Origin of the sequence: Pseudomonas sp. MWU13-2100 (assembly GCF_023242365.1) — a bacterium.
Classification (GTDB): Bacteria; Pseudomonadota; Gammaproteobacteria; order Pseudomonadales; family Pseudomonadaceae; genus Aquipseudomonas.
In genome coordinates, this window is sequence record NZ_JALLIX010000021.1 from 1 (window position 1) to 24,248 (window position 24,248).

A 24,248-nucleotide genomic window follows, 5' to 3' on the forward strand; every position below is an offset into this window, starting at 1 on the left:
AATTTCCCGTCAACGCTTATTTTCACTTTTCTGTCATAAGCGTGGGAAACGGTATAGAAACCCCAGGTTTTGCAGTGTTCAAACTGGCCTCTTCGCGGCGGTGCGGCGATCCGACAAGCTCCGCTCCCACAGGGACCGCGTCACACCGCAAACTCCGGATCAGCCCCGAACACTGTGGGAGCGGAGCTTGCCCGCGAAGCTTTTAGCGACCTCAAGGACGCCATCGCCGGCAAGCCGGCTCCTACAGGGACCATGTCACACCGCAAATCCTCGGTCAGCCCCCGACACTGTGGGAGCGGAGCTTGCCCGCGAAGCTTTTAGCGGCCTCAAGGACGCCATCGCCCGCAAGCCGGCTCCTACAGGGACCGTGTCACACCGCAAACCCTCGGTCAGCCCCCGACACTGTGGGAGCGGAGCTTGCCCGCGAAGCTTTTAGCACCCTCAAGAACGCCATCGCCCGCAAGCCGGGGCCTACAGGGACCGCGTTGTTGTGGAGAGCGGCTTTTTTGCCACAAGGCGAGGAATTCGACGCGCCACCACCGGGATACGCAACACCAACAGCAACACACCGACAGAGGCATACACCGTCCACTCTTTCAGATCCGCACGCACGATCCACAACATATGCAGCAGCCCCAACCCGAGAATCACATAGACCAGCCGGTGCAACTTCTTCCAACGCGTCCCCAGGCGACGCTGGCTGTAACGGTTCGACGTCACGGAAAGCGCCAACAAGCAGAGGAACCCCAGTGCACCGACAATGATGTAAGGCCGCTTGCGCAACTCGACAGCCAATTGCGACCAGTCCAACCCGAGCACAAACACCAGGTAAGCCGCCAGATGCAGCACCACATAGGCAAAACACCACAGACCCAATTGACGCCGCACGGCGATCCAGCCCGGCCAGCCACTGAGCTTCTGCAACGGCGTCATGCTCAAGGTCACCAACAACAGAATCAGCGTACCCAGGCCCAAGCGATCAACCATGACCTTTCCCGGGTCCGGCCCCAGGGCCAGGCTCCAGGCCTGATACAACCAGAGCAAGGGCCAGATCGCCGTCGCAATAAAAACGCCCACACGCCAGAACGGATAGCGCATCAGTAGTTCTTCCGCAGATCCAGGCCACTATATAAAGAGGCAACCTCTTCCGAGTAGCCGTTGAACATCTGCGTCTCGCGCACATTGGGACTGAACAGCCCGCTGGGCAAACGCCGCTCCCGGGCCTGGGTCCAGCGCGGATGGTCGACCGTAGGGTTCACATTGGCATAGAAGCCATACTCGTCCGAGGCGATGCTTTGCCAGGTGGTCTTGGGCTGTTCTTCCACCAGGCTGATGCGCACAATGGATTTCACGCTCTTGAACCCGTACTTCCACGGCACCACCAGACGCAAAGGCGCGCCGTTCTGATTCGGCAACTCCCGCCCATACATGCCAACCGCCAGAATCGCCAAGGGGTTCATCGCCTCGTCCAGCCGCAAGCCCTCTACATAAGGCCAGTCGATCAGCGCGAACCCCGAACGCTGGCCCGGCATGCTCTTGGGGTCCTGCAGGGTTTCGAAGCGAATGTACTTGGCCTTCGAGGTCGGCTCGACCTGCTTGAGCAGCGCCGAAATCGGAAAGCCGATCCAGGGAATCACCATGGACCAGGCCTCGACACAGCGCAGGCGATAGATCCGCTCCTCCAACTGGTAAGGTTTCATGAAGTCTTCCAGGGCATAACGCCCCGGCTTGCCGACTTCACCATCCACCACCACCGACCAGGGCTCAGTCTTCAGGCTCCCGGCGTTCTGCGCCGGATCGCCCTTGTCGGTACCGAACTCATAGAAGTTGTTGTAGTGGGTCGCATCCTTATAGGGAGTAATCGCCTCCCCCTTGACCGTCACCGCCCCCCATTGGGTCTCGGGCAGCTTCCCGGCCAACCAGGCCGGCGCATTCCCCGCGTCCACATCGGCATAACGCGCCGCCTCGGCGGCGCTGGCCCAACGCGGCAGACTACCAATCGCCAGCCCGGCAACAGAGGCACCGAGCAATGCACGACGGGAGAGATAGAGGGATTCGGACGTGACGTCCGATTCTTGGCAATCGGATCGCTTGGGAAGCTTGATAAGCATGGCAACTCCGTAGCATTGGAGGACTGATGCACCAATAGACTACGGAGTCTGCGGGAAATTACATCACTCGCCGGCTTTGTGCCGACGAAGATGCAACAGGTACTGGATGGGACCCGAGGCCGCATAGGCGAGGAAAATCAGCAGCAGGATGCGTGGCGGATCGCTGAACACCACGGCGAACACCAGCACCACGGCGAGAATCGCCACAAAGGGCACGCGGCCCTTGAGATCCAGCTCCTTGAAGCTGTTGTACTTGATGTTGCTGACCATCAGCATCCCAGCCCCCGCCACCAGCAAGGCCACCAGGAACGACATCTTCGAACCCTGGATCCCGTAGTCGCTGAATGCCCACACCGTACCCGCCACCACCCCAGCCGCCGCCGGACTGGCCAAGCCGATGAAGTAGCGCTTGTCGGCAGTCCCGACCTGGGTATTGAAGCGCGCCAGACGCAATGCCGCACCGGCCACATAAATAAAGGCGACCATCCAGCCGACCTTGCCCATATCCCCCAGCGCCCAGCCGAATGCCAGCAGCGCCGGGGCGACACCGAAGGCGACCATATCGGACAGCGAGTCATACTCGGCGCCGAAGGCACTTTGGGTATTGGTCATACGCGCCACGCGACCGTCGAGGCCGTCGAGCACCATGGCGACAAAGATCGCGATGGCGGAAAACGCGAAATACTTGCTCGCCCCCGCCGGGTCCCCGGCGCTCGCGGCGCTCTGCGCACTCATCGCACTGATGATGGCGTAAAAACCGGCGAACAGGTTCGCGGTTGTGAACAGGTTCGGCAACAGATAGATACCGCGATGGCGGACTTTCTGGCCGTCAGCGTCATGCCCTTCTTCGACATGTTCGTCGATGGGCAGCAGGCTTTCGGCGTCGGAGCCCTGACCAGGCTCTTCGGGACGTTCAGTCATGACATTACCTTGTAGCTAAATGAATGGTTTCAACAGCACTCGGCGACCGCTCTTGGACCGCAAAACGATCCCGCTTTATACCAGAAGCGCCCCGGCCTGCGGAAAAACCCGGGGTAGACAGATCGATCAGCCCAGGACAACGTGGGGCAGGAATCGACTGCTGTCCTTGGTAATCAGGCTGTTGTCTTCGCGAATACCGATCCCGGCCGCCACATCCCCCACCACCCATGAACCGATCACGGTGTAGCTGTCGCCAAACTTCGGCAATGGGGAAAAAGCCTGCAGGATATAAGGTGCATCAGTGTAAGGCCCATCTTCGACCACTACCTGATCGTCGCCGGTACGGATCTCGATGTTCGCGCCCTCGCGGGAAAAGAACGGTTTGCGCACCCAGCCCCTGGGCACCGGCCGCTGCGGATTCTGGTCGACGTAGGCAGGCAGCAGGTTGGGATGGCCTTCGTGGAATTTCCACAGCAGCGGCAATATGCCTTTGTTACTGACAATGGCTTTCCACGCTGGTTCGATAAACTGGGTATCACAGCCAGGCACCGCCAAGCCGAACGCCTCATGGAAGATATGTTCCCAGGCATGCAGCTTGAACAGCCGCTCGATCCAGTGCCCGTCCAGATCGACAAAGTGTCCCTGGGCGCAGAGACCGATGTCCTCAATATCGATATGCCGCGCCTCGATCCCCGCATGCGCGGCCATCTTGCCCAGGAAGTCCGTGGTTCCGCGATCCTCCTGCGACCCCGACATGGCCGAGAAGTAGAACGCTCCTCCGGGCGGAAACGCGGCGAAGGCCCTGACCAGATCTTCGGCAATCGTGTTGAACTGATTCGCCTGCGCCGGCAGCACACCCCGGCCGATTTGCTCCTCAAGCCAGAGCAATTGCACGGAACCGGCCTCGAGCAGACTGGTAGGTGTATCGTAATTGGCTTCCAGGCACTTGGCCGGGCCGCTGCCGTCATACGCCAGGTCGAAGCGCCCGTACAAATGCGGATGCCCTTGCTTCCATGAGTCGCGGACCAGGTCGAAAAACGCCGGCGGTATGGCCAGGCCCGCCAGTAGCTCTTCACTGTCGACGACACGCTCGACCACATCCAGGCACAGGTCATGCAGTGCCTTGGTCGGCGCTTCCAGATCGCGGCTGATCTGCTCTTCGGTGAACAGGTAATAACCACGCTCATCCCAGTAGCGCTCGCCACCGATAGTGTGGAAACCGAAACCTTCGCGTTCGACGCTTTCGCGCCAGTGCGGGCGCTCTTCGATAGCGATCTTTTTCACCCTCGCCGCCCCCTCAACCGCCGGAACTGAAGATACTGCTGCTCTTGCCGCCCCAACCGCTGCGCGCGGTCGCCTGGCTGCCGAAACCGCCGCGCGAGACCGTCGAGGACACCGAGCCGGAACCGCTGCCCAGGCTCTTGCCGAGGGTCGCCGGGGTGTAGGTGTTGGTGGAACTGCTGCGGGCCTGGGTCGAACGACTGAACGACTTGCCCTCCTCGATCTGCCGCGACAGCGTCGAACTGGTGTAGGTACCGCGATTGTCGCGACTGTCGTAGATCGGCTGGGAATAGTAACGACCGCCACCACCGCTGTTGCTGAGCAGATTGCCAAGCAACAACCCGGTCAGCAGACCGCCATTACCACCGCCGGAGTTGCCGCCCGACTGTACAGCGGCTTGTTGCTGGGCCTTTTCAAGGTCCTTGCGCGGTACGTTACCGGACATTGCCAGTTCAAAGCCGCCCATCTTCGGCATGTACTTGCCGTCCGGGGTGACCTGGCAATAGCCGGGGACGAAGTCACTGTCGCAGGAGGCCTGGTCGTCATAGGTCGGCGCAATACGCCGATGATCGGCCAGCGCCTGCATGAACGCGTCGGAACAGACCTCCACCGGCACTTTCGTCGCCACACATTCCTCGACCGACTTGAAATTGCTCTTCGTGGTCACGGCAACGTTGTCCTGGGACGGACCGCAGGCGGAAAGCGCCAACGGCAGGGTCCCGGCCAGGACCAGTTTTACGGAGCTACGGGTTCTCATCGAATGATCCTTATCCTTGCCCTGGGCTCAGGTCGACGGCGTCATGCAGGCCGAATTCAGCAGCCCGACACTGATGGCCACCGACGCCGAATAGATCGCCGCCGCCAGCTCGCCGCGCACGATACGCGCGGACAACCCCTTGAGCACCAGGCTGGTCACGACAAATGCCAGCAATTGCACCACAGCCGCAATCAGCACCCAGACCACCACGTCGACGACGCTGATGCTGTTGGCGATGATATTGCTCGCCGGCAGGGCAAAGCCCACCAACGAACCGCCCAGGGCGACCGCCGCGGCGGTATTGCCCTCGCGGATCAGGGCGAACTCCTTGTGGGGCGTGATCAGGGTGTAGATGAATTGAAACAACACGAACAGTACAGCCGCCACCGCCATATAGAGGATGAAGCCGAATACCGCGGTGGCGTTGAGCGACAGGCGCAGCGCGTCGAGCATGATGATTTCCTTGTCAGAGAACTTCGATATCGGTGATTTGCAGCGTCACGCCAACGGCAGTGGACAGGGTGATGACCCCCTCCTCGTCTTCCTCGACCGAGAAGAGCAGGAATTCCCGGCGATTGAGCAAGCCGATCTCGCGGGAATAGAGCATGCTCAGGTGCTTGATCGAGTAGGCGCCTTCCGGACTCTTGACGAACTCCTGCATGGGTGTGAGTTCGGTCTGCCCGTCTTCCCCCCCCCATAGCCGACCATATTCCTCGCCTTCGAGCTCGTAGAGCGGCATGCCGATCTTCGCATTCGGGCCGGTCAGCTGCAGCAACTGTTCCTTGCTGTTGATCGTGGTGACGTCGTGGTAGCCAAACAGGATCAGGTCCTGAATGTCCTCGGCCGCAGGACCGTTCATGACCACTTGCAGGAAGTAATCCTCGTTATCGAGGTAAAACCGCTGCAAGCGCATCGACTGCCCAAGGTCGATATCGCCGACCGCCCATACTTTTTCGTCACCGGGCACCACCACATGGGACTGTCCCTCGAGCAACAGCTTCAAGGAGCGATCCAGGCACAGCATCCGCCCCGAGGCCAGCCCCAGGGGATTGCCCAGCACTACCGAGGTCGCACCCGCGGCGGGCTTCGGTGCCTCCAACCCCATGGCACGTTTGATCCAACTCATCGTGTCTCTCCTTGCTGTCGCGACAACGCACTACCCAGCCGGTTTTTCAGACGGCAAAAGGGGCAAGGCGCTCACGCGCTTGCCCCATGACCGCAACTTACTGGCCCGCGCCAGGATTCTGCCGAGCCTTCAGCCGCGCCAGTACATCGCTACCACTGCCCGACTTGGCGCCGATACCGGCGTCCTGCAGGCGACGCTCCAGATCGCCGCCATTGGACTCGTCGGCCAATTCCTGCGCCGCATCCAGCTTGGCATCGCGCTCATCCTGGCGCTGTTTGATCCGCGCCAGCGAACCGACTGCGGTTTCCAGCTTGCCATTCGCTCCGCCGGTAGCGGCGGCGGTCGCAACACGCGCCTGCTGGACGGTCTCGCGGGCCTTGGCCATTTCGACCTGTTGCTTCAAACCCTTGATCTGGTTTTCCGCCTTGATCACCTGGGCATGCAGCATCTCGACCTGGGCGCCGAACTGATCGGCCAGGAGTTTTTCCTGGTCGCGCTGGGCCTCGATCTCGGCCACTTTGTTGGCGCACTCGCCGGCCAGGCTTTCCGAGCCTTTGTCCAGCGCGGCCATGGCCTTGCCTTCCCAGTTGGCGATGTCGTTGTTCAGGCCGTCGAGGCGCTGTTGCGACAGTTTGTAGCGAGCCTTGATGTCCACCAGGCCGTTCTTGGCCTTGGCCACGGCATTCTCGGCGTCGCGTTGTTCCTGCTCGAGGATGCGAATGGCGTTGGCGTCGACGATGGTCTCACCGACTTCGGAAACACCACCACGAATGGCCGTTATGACTTTCTTCCAGATACTCATCGAAAACTCCTTGGGGACTTCGTTAAACGTGGATGTGGTCTTCAAAGGCTTCCACCGCACGGATCACGTTCTCGGCCAGGGTGAAGATCTCCTGGACGATCACGGTGATCGTGGAAGCCGCGCTCAGCGCGCCGAACATGCAGTAGACCTCGGTACCGTCGCCGACCCGCTCGATACCCACGGAGGACAGCGGGAACAGGTCGCGGCTGCGCAGCACCAGGTTGTTGAAGACGGCCGGATCCTTGACCCGGCTCACTTCGACCAGGGTCGCGTCCACCAGGATCTGGTCACCGGACACCGCCAGGTAGAGTGGCAGGTCGCCGAACTCGGTCATGCTCAGTTTGATGCTCTGCTCGGCGTTTTCGGCGAGGGTCAGCACAATCTCGCCACTGGACACGACCTCCAGCTCCGACAGCGCCTTGTGCAGCGAGTTGATCGTCCAGTTGATGTTCTCAGTCATGAAAGCCTCCAGTTTGATCCGTTCACCCAGGAAGGGCTGGCGTAACGCCTTTTCGATACCCCGCAGGGCCGTCGCATTCTCGGGAAGAATCCAGAATTCCCGCTTCACCAGACCGGCATCGCGCAAGCGCGTGCGCATATCGCGAACGTAGTCGGCGGTGGTCTTGGGCTTGGCCGGTGATGACGTTTTGCCGCCCGACAGAGGCTTGTCATCCGCTGCTTTTCTACGAGGCATCTGTCCTCCGAAAAATCTTACATGTAAGTAAACTACGACTTCTATCCGGAATGTTCAACATCTGACATGAAAGGTTTATGTGACAAAATAAAACGCCCCGACAAGTCGGGGCGTTGGTGTGCAGCACATACCGTCGCCCAGCCCCAAAGGGCCGGGCAACCGGCTGAGCGTCGACTCAGTTCTTGGCTTTGTCGACGATCTTGTTCGCACCGATCCACGGCATCATCGAACGCAGTTGTTCGCCGATGATCTCGATACCGTGCGCGGCGTTGTTACGACGCTTGGCGGTCATCGATGGGTAGCCGGTAGCACCCTCGCTGATGAACATCTTCGCGTATTCACCGTCCTGGATGCGCTTCAGAGCGTTGCGCATGGCTTGGCGGGATTCGGCGTTGATGACTTCAGGGCCGGTCACGTACTCGCCGTACTCGGCGTTGTTGGAGATCGAGTAGTTCATGTTGGCGATACCGCCTTCGTACATGAGGTCAACGATCAGCTTCAGTTCGTGCAGGCACTCGAAGTAGGCCATTTCCGGCGCGTAGCCGGCTTCAACCAGGGTTTCAAAACCGGCTTTGACCAACTCGACGGTACCGCCGCACAGAACGGCTTGTTCGCCGAACAGGTCGGTTTCGGTCTCGTCCTTGAAGGTGGTTTCGATGATGCCGGTACGGCCACCGCCAACGCCGGCGGCGTAGGACAGTGCAACGTTCTTGGCGTTGCCCGAGGCGTCCTGGTAGATAGCGATCAGGTCAGGGATACCGCCGCCTTTGACGAACTCGGAACGCACGGTGTGGCCTGGAGCCTTCGGCGCGATCATGATCACGTCGAGGTCGGCGCGCGGCACAACCTGGTTGTAGTGGATCGCGAAGCCGTGGGAGAAGGCCAGGGTGGCGCCTTTCTTGATGTTCGGCTCGATTTCGTTCTTGTACAGCGCGGACTGGAACTCGTCCGGGGTCAGGATCATGACCAGGTCGGCAGCGGCAACAGCGCTGGCCACGTCGGTCACTTTCAGGCCATGGGCCTCGGCCTTGGCCACGGTGGCCGAACCTTTACGCAGGCCCACGGTCACGTCGACGCCGGAGTCTTTCAGGTTGCACGCTTGTGCGTGCCCCTGGGAGCCGTAACCGATGATGGCGACTTTCTTGCCCTGGATGATCGACAGGTCGCAGTCTTTATCGTAGTAAACCTTCATGAAATTCTCCTCTATATCCAGGCCGTTCAGGCCATTCGCTAAATTAAGTTAAACGCTCAGTACTTTGTCGCCACGGGCAATCCCGGTGACGCCGCTACGTACGGTTTCCAGAATCGAGGCCGTCCCGATCGACTGGATGAAGCTGTCCAGTTTGTCGCTTGTACCGGTCAGTTGCACGGTATAAACGCTGGCGCTGACATCGACGATCTGACCACGATAGATATCGGTGGTGCGTTTGATCTCGGCGCGCTGGGCGCCAGTAGCCTTGACCTTGACCAGCATCAGTTCACGCTCGATATGAGCACTTTCCGACAGGTCCACCAGCTTGACCACTTCGATCAGCTTGTTCAGGTTCTTGGTGATCTGCTCGATGACTTCGTCATGCCCCACGGTGGTCAGCGTCAGACGCGACAGGGTCGGGTCTTCGGTCGGGGCCACGGTCAGGCTTTCGATGTTGTAGTTGCGTTGCGAAAACAGGCCAACCACACGAGACAGAGCGCCAGGTTCGTTTTCCAGAAGCAGGGAAATGATGTGCCGCATGATTAGGTACGCTCCGTCTTGCTCAGCCACATATCGCGCATGGAGCCGTCTTTGATCTGCATCGGGTAGACGTGCTCGCTGGTGTCGACCTGGATATCGAGGAACACCAGGCGATCTTTCATCGCGAACGCTTCTTCCATCTTCGGCTTCAGGTCTTTCAGATCCGTGATACGGATGCCGACGTGACCGTAGGCCTCGACCAGCTTGACGAAGTCAGGCAGCGATTCCATGTACGAGTGCGAGTGACGGCTGCCGTAGCTCATGTCCTGCCATTGGCGGACCATGCCGAGCACGCCGTTGTTCAGGCTGACGATCTTCACCGGCAGGCCGTACTGCAGGCAAGTCGACAACTCCTGGATGTTCATCTGGATGCTGCCTTCGCCGGTGACGCAAGCGACGTCTGCGTCCGGAAAACTCAGCTTCACACCCATGGCGGCCGGGAAGCCGAAGCCCATGGTGCCCAGGCCACCGGAGTTGATCCAGCGGTTAGGCTTGTTGAACTTGTAGTACTGCGCCGCGAACATCTGGTGCTGGCCCACGTCGGAGGTCACAAAGGCATCGCCCTTGGTCACTTCGCAGAGGGTCTCGATCACGGTCTGTGGCTTGATGATACTGCCGTCGCCCTTGTCGTAAGGGAACAGGCCGCGGTCGCCGCGCCATTCGTCGATCTGCTTCCACCAACTGGCCACCGACTCCTTGTTCGGAGTCTCGCCGATTTCCTTGAGGGTCGCGACCATCTCGGTCAGCACGCTCTCCACCGGCCCCACGATAGGCACGTCTGCCTTGATGGTCTTGGAGATCGATGCCGGGTCGATGTCGATGTGGATGATCTTGGCGTTCGGGCAGAACTTCGCGGGTCCGTTGATCACCCGGTCATCGAAGCGCGCGCCCACGGCCAGAATCACATCGGCGTGGTGCATGGTCAGGTTGGCGGTGTAGCTGCCGTGCATGCCGAGCATGCCGACGAACTGCCGGTCGGTACCCGGGTAGGCACCGAGACCCATCAGGGTGTTGGTCACGGGCAGGTTGAGCATTTTCGCCAGCTCGGTCAGGGGCGCGGAGCCACCACCGAGGATCACACCGCCGCCCGAGTAGAGCACCGGACGCTTGGCCGCCAGGAGCATTTCGGCCGCCTTGCGGATCTGGCCGGAGTGGCCACGTACCGCCGGGCTGTAGGAACGCAGCTTGGCTTTTTTCGGAAAGATGTATTCGAATTTCTCGGCCGGATTGGTCATGTCTTTCGGGATATCGACAACGACAGGACCAGGACGACCGGATTGCGCCAGGTAGAACGCCTTCTTCATGACTTCCGGGATTTCCGAGGCGTGCTTGATCATGAAGCTGTGCTTCACGATCGGCCGGGAGATACCGATCATGTCGGTTTCCTGGAACGCATCGGTACCGACCAGGGTGCTTGGCACCTGACCGGAGATGATCACCATCGGAATGGAGTCCATGTACGCCGTGGCGATACCGGTGATGGCATTGGTTGCGCCAGGACCGGAAGTCACCAGGACCACGCCGGCTTTACCGGTGGCACGGGCGTAGCCGTCGGCCATATGGGTCGCGGCCTGCTCATGACGAACCAGGATGTGGGTGACATCCGGCTCCTTGAACAGGGCATCGTAGACATGAAGGAGAGCACCACCCGGGTACCCGTAGATGTACTTGACGCCTTCGTCACGCAAAAAGCGGACGAGCATCTCACCGCCAGATAAAAGCTCCACGTTGTTCACCTCTAAAACGCCAGAATACCGTCCCACACACTGGAGACGGGTCTTAATAGGTTTACTTCTCAGCAGAGCATGAGCGACGGTGGTCGCCGACTACGTCAGCACTGACTGAGCAAGTATTGGGAGTGCCCCAAGTGTTGCGGGGGTTTCCCACCCAGCGCGAGGTAACGCGTTGCGGGTGTAACAGGTCGGCGCGGATATGCGCCTCATGATCTGCCGAGTGGGCCTGCTTCTGGCAGTCCCTCTACAGCGGACTTTGGATTGTTCTGATTCGTCCGGCCCAAGTCAAGTCATCTTGTGCGCTTTCTTCGAACTAAGCGCATGACAACGCAGAAGAAAACCTTTCCCAAGGGAATGTGCTACGTTGCTTATCGCATTGTCTGACAAGGAAACCTGATGCGTAGAAGCATTCTGATGACGGGCCTGCTGCTCGCCTTGAGCCCGCTGTGCCAGGCCGGGCCGATCTACAAATGGATCGATGCCCAGGGCCAGACGCATTTCGATGCACAGCCGCCAGCCGGACAAGCGGCGACCGTGGTAACCCCGGCAATCGGCAATGTCCCCGCCCCGCCGCCCCGCCCCGCCGTGCCCGCGAGCACGCCGGTGGGCGACCAGCAGGCGGTGGACGCCAAGGTCAAGAAGCAGATCGCCGATCAGGAAGTGGCGCGCAAGGCCTATTGCGAGAAAGCGCGGACCAACCTGGCCCAACTGGAAAACAATGCGCGGGTGCGTGAAGAGATCAATGGCGAACTGCGCCGCCTGACCGAAGAAGAGCGCCAGGCGCGCCTGGTAGAGACGCGCAAGGCCATCGAAGAAAACTGCTCGTAACTGTGGGAGCCGGCTTGCCAGCGATGACTGCCGGAAGATCGCTGCGCGCCTCAAGGGCCTCATCGCCAGCAAGCCGGCTCCTGCAGATCAGCGAGTCTGGGCAATCAACTGGTCGAACCGCGCCAGCAACCGCTGCAGGCCCCGCCCTTGCCCCGGCCGCTGGGCATAGACCATTTCCGCCATGGCCAGAATCCCGGAAGCATTGGGCAGCGGCAGATCCTCCTCGAGGATCACCTTCATCCTCGGCAGGAAGATCCATTGCAGCCACTGCTCGAACTCCAGCGTATCGACACTGAAAGGCTCGACGCTGGCCAGGGCCTCGGCGCTGGGCGGCACCTCATCCCAGCAACCCTGGAGCCGCAGCTCCCGCTCGATCAGCAGCAATTGCTCGGCAATCAACGGAAAACGTACATCCATCAGTAACCGACCCTGGCCTTCTGCTGCGCCTGGGCGGCTCCCGCGGCATCACCCTGCTTGCTCCGCGCCTGGGCAATGATGCCCCAGAGGTTGGCTTGCAGATCCGGGCGTCCATTGGCAAAACTCAGGCCGCGACGGGCCAGTTGCTCGGCTTGCGGCGCATCGCCCTGGGCCATGCGCACCTGGGCCAGGCGATAAAGCACTTGCGGCTCACGCGGCGCCACGCGCTGAGCGCGCTCAAGACTGGACGAGGCACCGTTGAGGTCGCCGCTGGATTGCTGCTGTTGGGCCGTGGTCAACAACGCCAGCACCGGGCCATCCAACTGCTCGTCAGCGGACAGGCCGCCGCTGTTGCTGTTCGAAGGAATACCGCTCGGCGCCACCGGGCTCGGCATGTTGTAGCTGCCCTGATTGACCGGCGGGTTGTACGCGCCCTGGTTATAGGCCCCCGAGTCGACCGGGGCGTTCTGGATCGGCGCATTGTTCGCCGGGCCCGGAGTAATCGGCCCGGGCGTGAACGGTTCGGTGCTGATCGGCGCCGACGCTGCCGCCCCGCCGCCCGGAATCATTACCACCACGCCGGAATCCTGCGGAACCGCCTGGGTCTGGCTCGGTACCGGCCCCTTGACCACCGTCTTGCGGAAACCGCCGGTGGACGAGATCCGCTCGTTGTTGGAGACCGCGGTCCCCGAATCCACCACCGGGATCGAACCCCGTGGCACGCTGGAGCAACCGCCCAGCACGGTCAATGCGGCAAAAGCTGGAATCCACCACTTGTTCACGTCAAACCCTCTTCGCTCAATTCAACCAGCCCTTGACCCAATCCATCACTTCAGTGGCCGGCGCAGGCGCCACGCCACCACACGCCGTACCGGGCACGGGTTCACTGCCGCGAATATACGGCATCCGCACCGCTCCCGGGCAATTGGCATCGGAGCCTTGCCCGGTATGCGGATCGACCCAGGCCTGGACCACGTTATCCGGTTGCGGCATATCCAATGGCAGCGGATCGGCCTTGCGCATGAAACTGGTCCAGACCTGCAAGGCGCCGCTGGCACCGGTGAACGGCGTCTTGCCGTTGTCGTCGCGGCCGAGCCAGACCACCGCCAACAGGTCCTGGCCGAAACCGGCGAACCAGCTGTCCCGCGAGTCGTTGCTGGTACCGGTCTTGCCGGCCAGGGTCAGGGTCTTGGGCAGGACGTTGTAGACCCCACTCCCGGTACCCTCGCGCATCACCCGTTGCATCGCCGCCTGGATCAGGTAGATCGAACCCGGATCGAAACGCTGCTGGACCTGGAACGGATAACGCTTGAGCGGTTGGCCCTCGGCCGTCAGGACACTGCGAATCCCGCGCATCGGCGTATTGAAGCCGCCGTTGGCCAGGGTCTGGTACATGGTCGCGATATCCATCGGCGTCATGCTGGCAGCCCCCAGCAGCATCGACGGAAAGGCCGGGAACTCGCGAGTGACGCCGAGGCGTCCGAGGGTCTTGAGGACATTCGGCACGCCGACTTCCAGGCCCAATCGAGCGGTCGCCAGGTTGTAGGAGTGCGCCAGTCCCTGATACAGGAAAACCGTGCCGTGGGAACGACGATCGAAGTTCTGCGGCTTCCAGACCTGTCCGTCGGCACCTTTCACCGAGAGGGCTTCGTCCGACAACCAACTGGTCAGCGTGTACTGGCTGGGTTTCTCCAGCGCCGTCAGATATACCGCTGGCTTGATCAGCGAACCCACCGGGCGGACTGCATCCAGCGCCCGGTTGAACCCGGCAAAACTGGACTGGCGACTGCCGATCATGGCCTGGACCTCACCGGTTTCCGGATTGGTCACCACCATGGCCGCCTCGACATCGTCCCCCCCCTTGCGCCCGCCCAGACGTTTGAAGGTGTCGTTGACCGAGGCCTCGGCCTTCATCTGCAGGATCGGGTCGAAACTGGTGAAGATACGCAGGCCTTCCTCGGTCAAGTCTTCGTCGCGGTAGTCCTGACGCAGCTGCCGCTTGACCAGGTCGAGGAAGCCGGGGAACGAACTGTCCGCCAGACTGCCGCGGGCAGTCACCCCCAACGGCATCTTCTTCGCCGCCGCCACTTGTTCGGCGCTGGCCACGCCCTGCTGTTCGAGCAAGTCGAGCACCAGGTTGCGCCGCTCCAGCGCACGATCCGGGTAACGCCGCGGATTGTAATAGGACGGCCCCTTGACCATGCCCACCAACAACGCCACCTGATGCAACTTCAGCTCCGCCAGGGGCTGGCTGAAGAAGAACTGGCTGGCCAGGCCGAAGCCGTGCACCGCGCGCTGGCCGTCTTGGCCGATAAAGACCTCGTTGAGATAGGCCTCGAGAATCTCCTGCTTGTTGTAATGCAGCTCCAGCAACAGGGCCATCATGGCCTCGGTGAGCTTGCGGCTCAGGCTGCGCTCGTTGGTCAGGAAGAAGTTCTTGACCAACTGCTGGGTCAGGGTACTGCCGCCCTGGCGCATCTGCCCGGCCGAGGTATTGACCCAGATGGCGCGGGCAATCGACTTGGGCGAGACGCCGAAGTGGTGATAGAAGTCCCGGTCCTCGACCGCCACCAGGGTATCGAGCAGGTACGGCGGCACCTGGTCGATCTTGATCAGGATGCGGTCTTCGAGATTCTTCGGGTACAAGCCGCCGATCAACAGCGGCTCAAGGCGCACCACCGAGAGCTTCGCCCCGTTGAGCGAGGACAGCTCGGCCACATAGTCGCCGGAGAAGCGCACCCGTACCGGCTGGGCCGTCTCCAGGCCTTCATAGAACTGGAAGCCACGGGTGTTCAGATCCACGGTATTGCCGTTGACCGCCGCCGCCCCCGGGCCATTGGCCACGGCTTCGCGTCGATAGCCGAGGGCATCGAGTTCGGTCAGGAAATCTTCCTTGCTCAGCTTCTGGCCGGCGAACAGCTCCAGCGGCCGGGCATAGACCTTGGCCGGGATGGTCCAGCGCTTGCCGGAGAATTTCTCCTGCACGATGGCATCGAGGTAGATGGCAAAACCGGCCAGCACGACGAGGCCAACCAGGCTGAGCTTGATCGCCCAGCCAAGCCAGGGGCGCAGGCGGCCAGCGGGAGGTTTGGATTTGGCGCGGGAACGGGGGGATCGGGTACGAGTCATGGCGGCGGATTATACGCACTTTATTCATGATCAACATGTACGTCCGGCGGTTTGCACCCGAGCCCGCAGCGGCCATAATGACGGCCTTGAATTTACCGCCCCTTGAAGGATCGCCAGTGAGCCAGTCCCTGATTACCGCCCTGCAAAACCCGGCCCTCTATCCGCATCCGGTGGAAGGTTTCCAGGTTATCGAAACCCATATTTCCTGGGTCCTGCTCACCGGACCGTATGCCTACAAGATCAAGAAACCGGTCAACTTCGGCTTCCTCGACTTCACCGAACTGAGCGGTCGCGCACACTTTTGCGCGGAAGAGCTGCGCCTGAACCAGCGCCTGACCCATGACCTGTACCTGGAAGTCCTGCCGATCACCGGCAGCGTCGAGGCACCGGTACTGGGCGGCAGCGGCCCGGCCATCGAATATGCGCTGAAAATGCGCCAGTTCCCGCAGAGCCAGCTGCTGAGCACCCTGCAGGCCAACGGCGAGCTGACCGCCACGCACATCGATGCCATGGCCCAACAGATCGCCGCGTTCCACCAGAGCGCCCCCGAAGTGCCGAAAGACCATTACCAGGGCACTCCGGAAGCGGTCATGGACCCGGTCAGGCAGAACTTCGAGCAGATCCGCCCGTTCCTCAGCGAAAAGGCCGACCTGCTGCAACTCGACGCCCTGCAAGCCTGGGCCGAAACCAGCTTCGAACGCCTCAAGCCGCTGCTGGCCCGGCGCAAGGCCGAGGGCTTCATTCGTGAATGCCACGGCGACATCCACCTGGGCAACGCCACCCTAATCGATGGCCAGGTGGTGATCTTCGACTGCATCGAGTTCAACGAACCCTTCCGCTTCACCGACGTCTACGCCGACACCGGCTTCCTCGCGATGGACCTTGAAGACCGTGGCCTCAAGAGCCTGGCCCGACGCTTTATCAGCCAATACCTGGAACTGACTGGCGACTACCAGGGCCTGGCCCTGCTGAACTTCTATAAAGCCTATCGCGCCCTGGTGCGCGCCAAGGTCGCGCTGTTCAGCATGCCGGCCGAAGATCCGGTGCAACGCGCCAGCAGCATGCGCCAGTACCGCAACTACGCCAATCTGGCGGAAAGCTACAGCACCATTCCTTCGCGCTTCCTGGCCATCACCAGCGGCGTCTCCGCCGTCGGCAAGAGCCACGTCGCCCTGCGCCTGGTGGAAGCCCTGGGCGCCGTGCGCCTGCGCTCGGATGTCGAACGCAAGCGCCTGTTCGGTGAACAGTCGGGCGGGAACAACGTCGGCGACGGTATCTATAGCCGCGATGCCAGCGCGAGCACCTACCAGCGCTTGCATGAAATCGCCGAGATCGTCCTGCGCGCCGGCTTCCCGGTGGTGATCGACGCCACTTACCTCAAGCGCGAACAACGCGACGCCGCCGCCAAGGTTGCCGAAGCCACCGGCGTACCGTGCCTGATCCTCGACTGCAACGCGCCACAGGTCGTGATCGAAAGCTGGCTGGCCCGGCGCCAGGCGGATGCCGTCGATCCATCCGACGCTACACTGGAAGTGATCGCCGCCCAGCAAGCGAGCCGCGAAGCCTTGGGCGCCGATGAAGTGCTGCGCACCAAGCGCGTCGAAACCCATGAAAGCGGGAGCCTCGACGCCCTGGTCGAGCAGATTCGCCAGCGCCTGCCGGGCCTGTAAAACTATTTCAGCCGTGGGGTCGCAAGTGCTTCACGGCTGAAACATAGTGGCATTATACTGGCGTCATAAATCCAACAGGAGACGTCTCATGAGCCATCCCAAGCTGCTTGACTCACCGTTGTTTGCCTTGCTGCACAAGGATGACATCGCCGGTTTCAACAAGGCGCGCCCCAAGGACGGTCCGATCGACATGCGCGGCGGTGACTTCCGCGGCCTGGACCTGCGTGAACTGAATGCCGAGGGGATCGACTTTACCGATGCCTACTTCCGCTCCGCCGATCTGCGTGGCGTAGATCTGCAGAAAGCCATCCTGGCCGGCGCCAGCGTGGCCCATGCGCAGATTTCCGGTGCTTACTTCCCGGTGGAACTGAGCCCGGCCGAGATCCTCATGTCGATGCAGTTCGGTACGCGCCTGCGCTACAACGCCTAGCCCTCGCGGCGCGGCCCCGAGGATGGCGGTAACGCCTGCCATCAGTGGCATGCTCGTGACCTGGATAACGCTCCCGCCGGACGATTTCGCCCTTGGTGCCCCTGCGCTGCTCCCCAGGCCAGCGTCGGCGAACGCCGCGGCTTAGAAGCATTTGCACCAACGCCAAGCAAAGAATCACGCTTTTCCTACTGACCGCTACACTCCTTTTCAGGCTTGCCTACTCTCGTCCACGCAGCGTTCGGCCGTCGCAAGGAGGCTTGATGAACGATGAACTGCAACACCTGAAGAACCTTGGCAAGACGTCGGCGCAATGGCTGCACGCGGTGGGTATCCACAGCGCATCGGATTTGCGTCGACTGGGAGCGGTGGATGCCTACCGCGCGGTACGAACCCGCGGATTCCGGGCCTCGAAAGTGCTGTTGTATGCGATCGAAGGGGCCTTGATGGACATTCACTGGAACGATATCCCTCAAGAACGCAAAGAAGCCTTGAATAAACAGTTGGACGCGATATCGTCGCGTCATAAAAACTGATTTCGCAGGTTTGGCATGTATCTACTCGGGGAGCAACCGGCCTACGCCGATGAACTGATCAATCGCCTGCAGGCGATTCCGGCACAACTGCTCAAAGGCTTGCCCCCCTGCGCCCCCCCCCTTGAGATTGAGCACATCGCCGACCTCGGTGCCTTGCTGCCCGCCGATCAAGTGTTCCTGATCGACAGCGGCCTGCTGCACGCCCGGGTCGATGAACGGGCACTGTTCTATTTGCACGAAGGCGACCTGGTCGGGTTGCGCCAGGGCATCGACTGGCCGCGCTGCGTGTTGAGCAGCGACAACCCACTGCGCCTGATCCCCTACCAGCGCAGCGAACTCTTCGCCCATATCTACGCCGATGAAAGCCGCGCCGAAGCGCTGCTGTGCTACCTGATCGGCCAGACCGCCCTGCTCTCCGACGCCGTCACCCGCCTGAAACAACCGGAATTTCGCAGCAGCAACGGTTTCCAGCAGGTGGCCAGCGGCGAGGTGATGATCCGCCAGGGTGACGATGCCGACCATGTCTTCATCATTACCGACGGACACGCCGAGGCCTTTGTCGACGGGCACAAGGTCGGCGACGTACCCAAGGACGAGATTTTCGGCGCCATGGCCGTGTTCACCGGCGAGAAACGCAGTGCCAGCGTAATCGCCAGCCAGCCTTGCACGGTCATACTGATTCCCAAGGAGCAGTTCCTCAGCCTGACCCAGAGCAACCCGCGCATCGCCCACAGCCTGATCGAAAGCATGGCCCGGCGCATCGACCTGCTGAACAAGGAAGTCACGCGCCTGAGCGCCATCGGCACGCCGCGCTGAAGCATTGCGACTTCGCCCCCTCCTCCTCCGCAGCGCCGCGGACGAACGCTGGATAAAAAGACATTGACTTAAGAATGAGAATCGTTATGATTATCACAACTGATCGCGAGATCGGTTGGATTTTCTGGAAGGCCCTGGTTCGGACTCTCAGATTATCTCCTCATCAGGCTAATCACGGTTATTGACCCGGCTTTTTTGCCGGGTCTTTTTTTGCCTGTGCGAAAGCCAGCCGTCAGAAACCTCGGCGCCCCAGGTGCATCAGGCCTCGCCGACCAGCGGCGCCATCGGGTATTCCAGTCGCGCCAGCAACTCATCCAGCAAGCCGGAAGCCCCGAGCCGCACGTGATCGGCGTTGACCCAGGCGGCGCCGAAACGCGCGCGCGCCAGTTCGATATAGGTGCGCGCATCATCGAACGTGCGTATGCCACCGGACGCCTTCAACCCCACCAGACCACCACGTTCGGCGATGGCCTCGAGCATGATGCGCACGGCCTGCTCGGTCGCATTGACCAGGACTTTGCCGGTACTGGTCTTGAGAAAGTCGGCCCCGGCGGCAATCGCGTCCTGGCTGGCCTGGCGGATCATCTGCGGATCGCGTAGCTCGCCGGTTTCCAGGATCACCTTGAGCCTGGCCCGGCCCGCGCAGGCCTCACGGCAGGCGGCGACCATGCTGATACCGGTCTGCGCATCGCCCATCAACAACGAGCGATAGGGGTAGACCAGATCCACTTCATTGGCGCCGGCCGCGATCGCCTCCAGGGTTTGCCCGACCGCCGCGGCGATATTCGGCCCGCCGTGGGGAAAGTTGACCACCGTGGCAACCCGGATCGCCTGCCCACCGAGGCTATCGAGGGTCCGCCGCGCGAGACCGACGAACCGCGGAAACACGCACACCGCCGCTACCGGACCGAAGTGGGTCTGCGCCCGCCGGCACAGCGAAACAATGCGTTCGGCATCGTCATCGCCACTCAGCGAGGTCAAGTCGAGCAGGCTAATTGCCAGGCGTGCCAACTGTTGATCGGCTTCATTCATCTGCATCATCTTCACTCCCAACCCGGATCGTTGCATAAACGTAACGAGCGTCCGAAGCGCCCTGTTCACAAGCCAGGGCTGTCGGATGGCGCGAAATACGTTATGGGAGCCACAATAAAGGACTCGTCTGCGCCGGGGCATATCTCAGCCAAAGACAAAGAACCAGCTCACAGAAGAACAAGAAACATCCCACATTACCCACACCCAAGGATCACGATGAAGTTTCTCTGCGACTCGAACAACCTGGCCGACAACAGCAGTCGCGGCTTTGAGGTCGACGGCCGGCCGCTGCTGGCCGTGCGCCGTGACGGCCGGGTCTACGTTTACCTGAATCGCTGCCCGCACCGTGGCATCGCCCTGGAGTGGCAACCCGACCAGTTTCTCGACCCCAGCGCCAGCCTGATCCAGTGCGCGACCCATGGCGCGCTGTTCCTGATTGAGAGCGGTGAGTGTGTGGCCGGGCCTTGCGCCGGACAGTCGCTGGCAGCCATACCCTGCACGGAGGACGCACAGGGCATCTGGCTGGCACCGTGAGCCGCTAGAGCAGCACCGGCAAACGGCGATCGACGCGGATCTCCTCCGGCGTCAGGCTCACCCCATAGGCCAGCACCTCCACCCCCGCCGCCACCGCTTCACCCAGGGCCGCGGCATAACCCGGATCAATTTCCCCGGCCGGCCGCACCGCCTCGATGCCGGTCAGGTTCACGCAATACAGCTGCACCGCCCGCACCCCCTCGCGCGCCAGGCCGGCCAACTCGCGCAAATGCTTGGCGCCGCGCTGGGTCACCGCATCCGGAAAGGCCGCCACCGCCGTGCCATCGAACCCGAGGGTGACGCTTTTGACTTCGACAAACGCCGGCCCCGCCGGATAATCGAGGCGAAAATCGATCCGGCTATTCTCCTGACCGTAGGCCACTTCACGCTTCAAACCGCTAAAGCCGTTCAGCTCACGGATAACGCCGGCACGCAGGGCCTCTTCGATCAACGGATTGGCCCGCGCGGTATTCACGCAGGCCAGCCGGCCCTGTGGGGTTTCACCGATTTCCCAGGTGCCGGGCAGCTTGCGCTTGGGATCGTTGGAGCGACTGAACCAGACCTGTCCGCCCGGGACCATGCAATTGAGCATCGAGCCGGTATTGGGACAGTGAATGGTCAGCCGTTCTCCAGAGGTGGTTTCGATGTCCGCCAGGAAACGTTTGTAGCGCTGGATCAGACGACCTTCTTCGAGGGCAGGAAAAAAAAGCATCAGCCTTGCCAGCTCCGCAGGCCCCGGGCAATCCGCTCCACCGCCTGCTCCAGTCGCGGCAGGCTCTGAGTGTAGGCAAACCGCACATGATGACTGGCCAGGTGACGACCGAAGTCCAGTCCCGGGGTAAAGGCCACGTGTTCGGTTTCGAGGAAGTGTCGGCAGAACGCGAAGGCATCGCCGCCGAACAGGCTGATATCGGCGTACAAATAGAAAGCGCCCTGGGGCTCCACGGCGATCCCGAAACCCAACTCGCGCAAGGCCGGCAGGAGGAAGTCGCGACGGCGTCCGAACTCGGCCCGGCGCTCTTCGAGAATGCTCAGGGTTGCCGGTTCGAAACAGGCCAGCGCCGCATGCTGGGCCATGCTCGGCGCGCTGATGTAGAGGTTCTGCGCGAGCTTTTCCAGGTCCGCCACGGCTTCCGGTGGCGCTACCAGCCAACCCAGCCGCCAGCCGGTCATGCCGAAATACTTGGAGAAGCTGTTGAGCACAAAGGCGCCGTCATCGACTTCCAGCACGCTGGCCGCCTCGCAACCGTAGGTCAGGCCATGGTAGATCTCGTCCACCACCAGATGGCCATGACGCTCCTTGACCGCCGCCGACAGCGCCCCCAGCTCATCCCGCGTCAGCAGGGTCCCGGTGGGGTTGGCCGGCGATGCCACCAGGGCACCGACACTGTCCTGGTCCCAGTGACGGGCCACCAGGTCGGCGGTGAGCTGATACCGCACCTCCGGACCGACCGGCACCAGTTGCGCGGCCCCCTCGACCAGGCGCAGGAAGTGCCGGTTGCACGGATACCCCGGATCGGCCAGCAGCCAGTGTTTGCCAGGATCCACCAGCAGGCTGGTGGCCAACAGCAAGGCGCCGGAACCGCCCGGGGTGATCAAAATGCGCTGCGGATCGATATCCAGCCCATAGCGCTGCTGATAGAAGCCCGCGATCGCCTCGCGCAACTGTGGCAGCCCGCGCGCCGCCGTGTAGCGGGTCTTGCCCGACTCCAGCGCGGCCTGGCCGGCGCGAATGATCGGCGCGGCGGTGGTGAAGTCCGGTTCACCGATCTCGAGGTGGATCACATCATGCCCGGCCGCCTGCAATTCGTTGGCGCGCGCCAGCAGGGCCATCACATGAAAGGGTTCGATTGCGCGACTGCGCGCACTGTAATGCTGAGCCATGGGCCTTCCTTGATTTTAAGGGAGAGTGGGCGATAGGCCGATTCTACCCAAGCTGGGTCGCCTGGGAGTGTTTAAAGCATCCTGCGTTCCGCGCAGGATTGTCTAAAATAAACAATTAACCATTGCTTCATGAAGCTGACGCCTTCCATCCGGCATACATTCGACCGGCTGCTCCTGCAGCGCGGCGTTCGGTCATGACAAGTCCAGCCTCGACAACCGGGAGTAGCGCACCCCGATTCGATCTGGTAAGTTCGCCCGCTTGCAGCCGCAGGGCCGGCAGGTGTCGGTGATGTTGAAATCCTGCGCAATGGATTAGAAGAGTAGAGGCGGTCCATTCATGCCCACCCAAGCAAAGCAGCAAAGCACTGAGCCAAAGATCGGCGGCTTCGAACCCTATGTTGAAAGCAAGGGCGAGGAGTACATGGGCGAGCCCATGCGCAAGCACTTCACCAAGATCCTGCAGAAATGGAAGCAGGAATTGATGCATGAAGTCGACCGTACCGTTGATCATATGAAGGACGAAGCGGCTAACTTCCCTGACCCGGCCGACCGTGCCAGCCAGGAAGAAGAGTTCAGCCTCGAACTGCGCGCCCGCGACCGCGAGCGCAAGCTGATCAAGAAAATCGACAAGACCCTGCAGCTCATCGAAGACGAAGAGTATGGCTGGTGCGAGTCCTGTGGCGTCGAGATCGGCATCCGCCGGCTGGAAGCCCGACCGACCGCCGACATGTGCGTCGACTGCAAGACCCTGGCGGAAATCAAGGAAAAGCAGGTCGGCAAGTAATCCCCGTCGAGACCTGAGCAAACGGAGCGTGCAAACGCTCCGTTTTCGTTTGCGCCGCCGACGCCGTCTATCGCCTACGGGTTTTCCAGTAATATCCGAACCATGACTGCCACTCCCGCCTATATCGGCCGCTTTGCTCCCACGCCCAGCGGCCACCTGCATTTCGGCTCACTGGTCGCCGCCCTGGCCTCGTACCTCGATGCCCGCTCGGTCGGCGGACGCTGGCTGCTGCGCATGGAAGACCTCGATCCGCCGCGCGAAGAGCCTGGCGCCCAGGCCTCGATCCTCGATACCCTGCAACGCTACGGTTTCGAATGGGACGGCGAGCTGGTCCGCCAGAGCGAACGCCATGACGCCTATGCCCGGGTCCTCGAACGCCTGTTCAGCCAGGGCCTGGCCTACGCCTGCACCTGCTCGCGCAAGGACCTGGAGCCCTACCACGGGATCTACCCGGGCTTGTGCCGCAATCTCGGCCACGGTATCGAGAATGCCGCCATCCGCCTGCGCGTACCGGAACTGAGCTATCGCTTCGAAGACCGGGTACAAGGCCCGTTCCAGCAGCACCTGGGCCGTGAAGCCGGCGACTTCGTGATCCGCCGGCGCGACGGGCTCTACGCCTACCAACTGGCGGTGGTGCTGGATGACGCCTGGCAAGGCGTCACCGATATCGTCCGTGGCGCCGACCTGCTCGACTCCACGCCACGCCAACTCTACCTGCAGGAACTGCTCGGGCTGCCGCAGCCGCGTTACCTGCACGTGCCGCTGATCATCCAGCCGGACGGCCACAAGCTCGGCAAATCCTACCGTTCGCCACCGTTGACGGCCGACCAGGCAACCCCTTTGCTGATGCGCGCCCTACGAACACTGGGGCAACGCCCACCCGCCGCACTGGAGCAGGGCACGCCGCGAGAGGTGCTCGATTGGGGTATCGGCCATTGGGATGCCACACTGATTCCCAGGACAGCCACCCTTGCCGAAGCGCAATTGCACTGACGCCCCTTGCAGGTTGGCGCCCATCCGTTACCATCGCCGCA

General features: G+C 61.7%; 26 protein-coding genes. 8 read left to right on the top strand and 18 right to left on the bottom strand.

Translation table 11 applies throughout. The features are described from left to right. Positions 1–471 precede the first annotated feature (471 nt). From msrQ to M5B99_RS15965, 12 genes are all read right to left on the bottom strand, one after another. Positions 472–1,098, bottom strand: coding sequence for a protein-methionine-sulfoxide reductase heme-binding subunit MsrQ (gene msrQ, locus M5B99_RS15910; protein ID WP_248804941.1), 627 nt, complete (start codon positions 1,096–1,098; stop codon positions 472–474). Further along, a complete protein-coding gene (msrP, locus tag M5B99_RS15915) occupies positions 1,098–2,111 on the bottom strand; it encodes a protein-methionine-sulfoxide reductase catalytic subunit MsrP (RefSeq protein WP_248804942.1) in 1,014 nt (337 codons plus the stop codon). The genes msrQ and msrP overlap by 1 nt, the downstream gene beginning before the upstream one ends. 63 nt (positions 2,112–2,174) lie before the next feature. Then, positions 2,175–3,032 (bottom strand): CDP-diacylglycerol--serine O-phosphatidyltransferase, encoded by an 858-nt coding sequence (gene pssA, locus M5B99_RS15920; RefSeq protein ID WP_248804943.1) that lies wholly within the window; start codon positions 3,030–3,032, stop codon positions 2,175–2,177. Positions 3,033–3,158: 126 nt separating this feature from the next. Further along, positions 3,159–4,316 (bottom strand): glutathionylspermidine synthase family protein, encoded by a 1,158-nt coding sequence (locus M5B99_RS15925; RefSeq protein WP_248804944.1) that lies wholly within the window; start codon positions 4,314–4,316, stop codon positions 3,159–3,161. A 13-nt stretch (positions 4,317–4,329) separates the two neighbouring features. After that, a complete protein-coding gene (locus M5B99_RS15930; RefSeq protein ID WP_248804945.1) occupies positions 4,330–5,070 on the bottom strand; it encodes a DUF1190 domain-containing protein in 741 nt (246 codons plus the stop codon). 27 nt (positions 5,071–5,097) lie between these two features. Then, on the bottom strand, positions 5,098–5,523 hold the full coding sequence (locus M5B99_RS15935; protein WP_248804946.1) for a DUF350 domain-containing protein: 426 nt from the start codon (positions 5,521–5,523) through the stop codon (positions 5,098–5,100). 13 nt (positions 5,524–5,536) lie between these two features. After that, a complete protein-coding gene (locus M5B99_RS15940) occupies positions 5,537–6,196 on the bottom strand; it encodes a DUF2491 family protein (protein ID WP_248804947.1) in 660 nt (219 codons plus the stop codon). A 97-nt stretch (positions 6,197–6,293) separates the two neighbouring features. Next, the gene (locus M5B99_RS15945; protein WP_248804948.1) at positions 6,294–6,998 is read right to left on the bottom strand and encodes a PspA/IM30 family protein; all 705 of its coding nucleotides are present in this window, start codon (positions 6,996–6,998) and stop codon (positions 6,294–6,296) included. Between the two features lie 22 nt (positions 6,999–7,020). Next, complete coding sequence (locus tag M5B99_RS15950) at positions 7,021–7,692, bottom strand: YjfI family protein (protein WP_248804949.1); 672 nt, start codon at positions 7,690–7,692, stop codon at positions 7,021–7,023. A 175-nt stretch (positions 7,693–7,867) separates the two neighbouring features. Next, complete coding sequence (ilvC, locus tag M5B99_RS15955) at positions 7,868–8,884, bottom strand: ketol-acid reductoisomerase (RefSeq protein ID WP_003212125.1); 1,017 nt, start codon at positions 8,882–8,884, stop codon at positions 7,868–7,870. 48 nt (positions 8,885–8,932) lie between these two features. Beyond that, positions 8,933–9,424, bottom strand: a complete 492-nt coding sequence (gene ilvN, locus M5B99_RS15960) for an acetolactate synthase small subunit (protein ID WP_057008762.1) — start codon at positions 9,422–9,424, stop codon at positions 8,933–8,935. A gap of 2 nt (positions 9,425–9,426) precedes the next feature. Continuing rightward, entirely contained in the window at positions 9,427–11,151 is a 1,725-nt protein-coding gene (locus M5B99_RS15965; protein WP_248804950.1) for an acetolactate synthase 3 large subunit, read from the bottom strand. A gap of 402 nt (positions 11,152–11,553) precedes the next feature. Here M5B99_RS15965 and M5B99_RS15970 point away from each other — a divergent pair, with 402 nt between their 5' ends. After that, positions 11,554–11,985: a DUF4124 domain-containing protein gene (locus M5B99_RS15970; RefSeq protein ID WP_248804951.1), complete on the top strand. Its 432-nt coding sequence runs from the start codon at positions 11,554–11,556 to the stop codon at positions 11,983–11,985. Between the two features lie 87 nt (positions 11,986–12,072). Here the strand turns inward: M5B99_RS15970 and M5B99_RS15975 are convergent, their stop codons facing one another. From M5B99_RS15975 to mrcB, 3 genes are read right to left on the bottom strand one after another with little or no spacing between them, the layout of a single operon-like run. Then, a complete protein-coding gene (locus M5B99_RS15975) occupies positions 12,073–12,402 on the bottom strand; it encodes a YqcC family protein (RefSeq protein ID WP_248804952.1) in 330 nt (109 codons plus the stop codon). Further along, positions 12,402–13,184 carry a tetratricopeptide repeat protein gene (locus M5B99_RS15980; RefSeq protein WP_248804953.1) on the bottom strand — a complete coding sequence of 261 codons (783 nt, stop codon included), beginning with the start codon at positions 13,182–13,184 and terminating at the stop codon, positions 12,402–12,404. The genes M5B99_RS15975 and M5B99_RS15980 overlap by 1 nt, the downstream gene beginning before the upstream one ends. A 16-nt stretch (positions 13,185–13,200) precedes the next feature. Next, entirely contained in the window at positions 13,201–15,531 is a 2,331-nt protein-coding gene (gene mrcB, locus M5B99_RS15985) for a penicillin-binding protein 1B (RefSeq protein ID WP_248804954.1), read from the bottom strand. A gap of 116 nt (positions 15,532–15,647) precedes the next feature. Here mrcB and M5B99_RS15990 point away from each other — a divergent pair, with 116 nt between their 5' ends. From M5B99_RS15990 to M5B99_RS16005, 4 genes are all read left to right on the top strand, one after another. Next, complete coding sequence (locus M5B99_RS15990; RefSeq protein WP_248804955.1) at positions 15,648–17,201, top strand: AAA family ATPase; 1,554 nt, start codon at positions 15,648–15,650, stop codon at positions 17,199–17,201. 88 nt (positions 17,202–17,289) lie between these two features. Further along, a complete protein-coding gene (locus tag M5B99_RS15995) occupies positions 17,290–17,631 on the top strand; it encodes a pentapeptide repeat-containing protein (RefSeq protein ID WP_248804956.1) in 342 nt (113 codons plus the stop codon). A 260-nt stretch (positions 17,632–17,891) separates the two neighbouring features. Next, positions 17,892–18,164 (top strand): TfoX/Sxy family protein, encoded by a 273-nt coding sequence (locus M5B99_RS16000; protein ID WP_100939569.1) that lies wholly within the window; start codon positions 17,892–17,894, stop codon positions 18,162–18,164. A gap of 15 nt (positions 18,165–18,179) precedes the next feature. Next, positions 18,180–18,980, top strand: a complete 801-nt coding sequence (locus tag M5B99_RS16005) for a Crp/Fnr family transcriptional regulator (RefSeq protein ID WP_248804957.1) — start codon at positions 18,180–18,182, stop codon at positions 18,978–18,980. Between the two features lie 258 nt (positions 18,981–19,238). On the opposite strand, the gene deoC is transcribed toward M5B99_RS16005, so the two are convergent. Continuing rightward, positions 19,239–20,021: a deoxyribose-phosphate aldolase gene (deoC, locus tag M5B99_RS16010; RefSeq protein ID WP_248804958.1), complete on the bottom strand. Its 783-nt coding sequence runs from the start codon at positions 20,019–20,021 to the stop codon at positions 19,239–19,241. Between the two features lie 207 nt (positions 20,022–20,228). Here deoC and M5B99_RS16015 point away from each other — a divergent pair, with 207 nt between their 5' ends. Continuing rightward, positions 20,229–20,546, top strand: coding sequence for a Rieske (2Fe-2S) protein (locus tag M5B99_RS16015; RefSeq protein ID WP_248804959.1), 318 nt, complete (start codon positions 20,229–20,231; stop codon positions 20,544–20,546). Positions 20,547–20,550: 4 nt separating this feature from the next. Here M5B99_RS16015 and sfsA read toward each other — a convergent pair whose 3' ends face one another. Next, entirely contained in the window at positions 20,551–21,258 is a 708-nt protein-coding gene (sfsA, locus tag M5B99_RS16020; protein ID WP_248804960.1) for a DNA/RNA nuclease SfsA, read from the bottom strand. Beyond that, positions 21,258–22,430 carry a pyridoxal phosphate-dependent aminotransferase gene (locus M5B99_RS16025; RefSeq protein WP_248804961.1) on the bottom strand — a complete coding sequence of 391 codons (1,173 nt, stop codon included), beginning with the start codon at positions 22,428–22,430 and terminating at the stop codon, positions 21,258–21,260. The genes sfsA and M5B99_RS16025 overlap by 1 nt, the downstream gene beginning before the upstream one ends. A gap of 337 nt (positions 22,431–22,767) precedes the next feature. On the opposite strand from M5B99_RS16025, the gene dksA reads away from it, so the two are divergent. Both dksA and gluQRS read left to right on the top strand, forming a co-directional pair. Next, complete coding sequence (gene dksA / locus M5B99_RS16030; protein ID WP_100939578.1) at positions 22,768–23,214, top strand: RNA polymerase-binding protein DksA; 447 nt, start codon at positions 22,768–22,770, stop codon at positions 23,212–23,214. 102 nt (positions 23,215–23,316) lie between these two features. After that, entirely contained in the window at positions 23,317–24,207 is an 891-nt protein-coding gene (gluQRS, locus tag M5B99_RS16035) for a tRNA glutamyl-Q(34) synthetase GluQRS (RefSeq protein WP_248804962.1), read from the top strand. Positions 24,208–24,248: the final 41 nt, after the last annotated feature.

Bases quoted from the DNA above. Each gene is read 5' to 3' on its own strand.
- msrQ (WP_248804941.1), bottom strand. From the start codon at position 1,098: ATGCGCTATCCGTTCTGGCGTGTGGGCGTTTTTATTGCGACGGCGATC.
- msrP (WP_248804942.1), bottom strand. From the start codon at position 2,111: ATGCTTATCAAGCTTCCCAAGCGATCCGATTGCCAAGAATCGGACGTC.
- pssA (WP_248804943.1), bottom strand. From the start codon at position 3,032: ATGACTGAACGTCCCGAAGAGCCTGGTCAGGGCTCCGACGCCGAAAGC.
- M5B99_RS15930 (WP_248804945.1), bottom strand. From the start codon at position 5,070: ATGAGAACCCGTAGCTCCGTAAAACTGGTCCTGGCCGGGACCCTGCCG.
- M5B99_RS15935 (WP_248804946.1), bottom strand. From the start codon at position 5,523: ATGCTCGACGCGCTGCGCCTGTCGCTCAACGCCACCGCGGTATTCGGC.
- M5B99_RS15940 (WP_248804947.1), bottom strand. From the start codon at position 6,196: ATGAGTTGGATCAAACGTGCCATGGGGTTGGAGGCACCGAAGCCCGCC.
- M5B99_RS15945 (WP_248804948.1), bottom strand. From the start codon at position 6,998: ATGAGTATCTGGAAGAAAGTCATAACGGCCATTCGTGGTGGTGTTTCC.
- M5B99_RS15950 (WP_248804949.1), bottom strand. From the start codon at position 7,692: ATGCCTCGTAGAAAAGCAGCGGATGACAAGCCTCTGTCGGGCGGCAAA.
- ilvC (WP_003212125.1), bottom strand. From the start codon at position 8,884: ATGAAGGTTTACTACGATAAAGACTGCGACCTGTCGATCATCCAGGGC.
- ilvN (WP_057008762.1), bottom strand. From the start codon at position 9,424: ATGCGGCACATCATTTCCCTGCTTCTGGAAAACGAACCTGGCGCTCTG.
- M5B99_RS15970 (WP_248804951.1), top strand. From the start codon at position 11,554: ATGCGTAGAAGCATTCTGATGACGGGCCTGCTGCTCGCCTTGAGCCCG.
- M5B99_RS15975 (WP_248804952.1), bottom strand. From the start codon at position 12,402: ATGGATGTACGTTTTCCGTTGATTGCCGAGCAATTGCTGCTGATCGAG.
- mrcB (WP_248804954.1), bottom strand. From the start codon at position 15,531: ATGACTCGTACCCGATCCCCCCGTTCCCGCGCCAAATCCAAACCTCCC.
- M5B99_RS15995 (WP_248804956.1), top strand. From the start codon at position 17,290: ATGAGCCATCCCAAGCTGCTTGACTCACCGTTGTTTGCCTTGCTGCAC.
- M5B99_RS16000 (WP_100939569.1), top strand. From the start codon at position 17,892: ATGAACGATGAACTGCAACACCTGAAGAACCTTGGCAAGACGTCGGCG.
- M5B99_RS16005 (WP_248804957.1), top strand. From the start codon at position 18,180: ATGTATCTACTCGGGGAGCAACCGGCCTACGCCGATGAACTGATCAAT.
- deoC (WP_248804958.1), bottom strand. From the start codon at position 20,021: ATGATGCAGATGAATGAAGCCGATCAACAGTTGGCACGCCTGGCAATT.
- M5B99_RS16015 (WP_248804959.1), top strand. From the start codon at position 20,229: ATGAAGTTTCTCTGCGACTCGAACAACCTGGCCGACAACAGCAGTCGC.
- sfsA (WP_248804960.1), bottom strand. From the start codon at position 21,258: ATGCTTTTTTTTCCTGCCCTCGAAGAAGGTCGTCTGATCCAGCGCTAC.
- M5B99_RS16025 (WP_248804961.1), bottom strand. From the start codon at position 22,430: ATGGCTCAGCATTACAGTGCGCGCAGTCGCGCAATCGAACCCTTTCAT.
- dksA (WP_100939578.1), top strand. From the start codon at position 22,768: ATGCCCACCCAAGCAAAGCAGCAAAGCACTGAGCCAAAGATCGGCGGC.
- gluQRS (WP_248804962.1), top strand. From the start codon at position 23,317: ATGACTGCCACTCCCGCCTATATCGGCCGCTTTGCTCCCACGCCCAGC.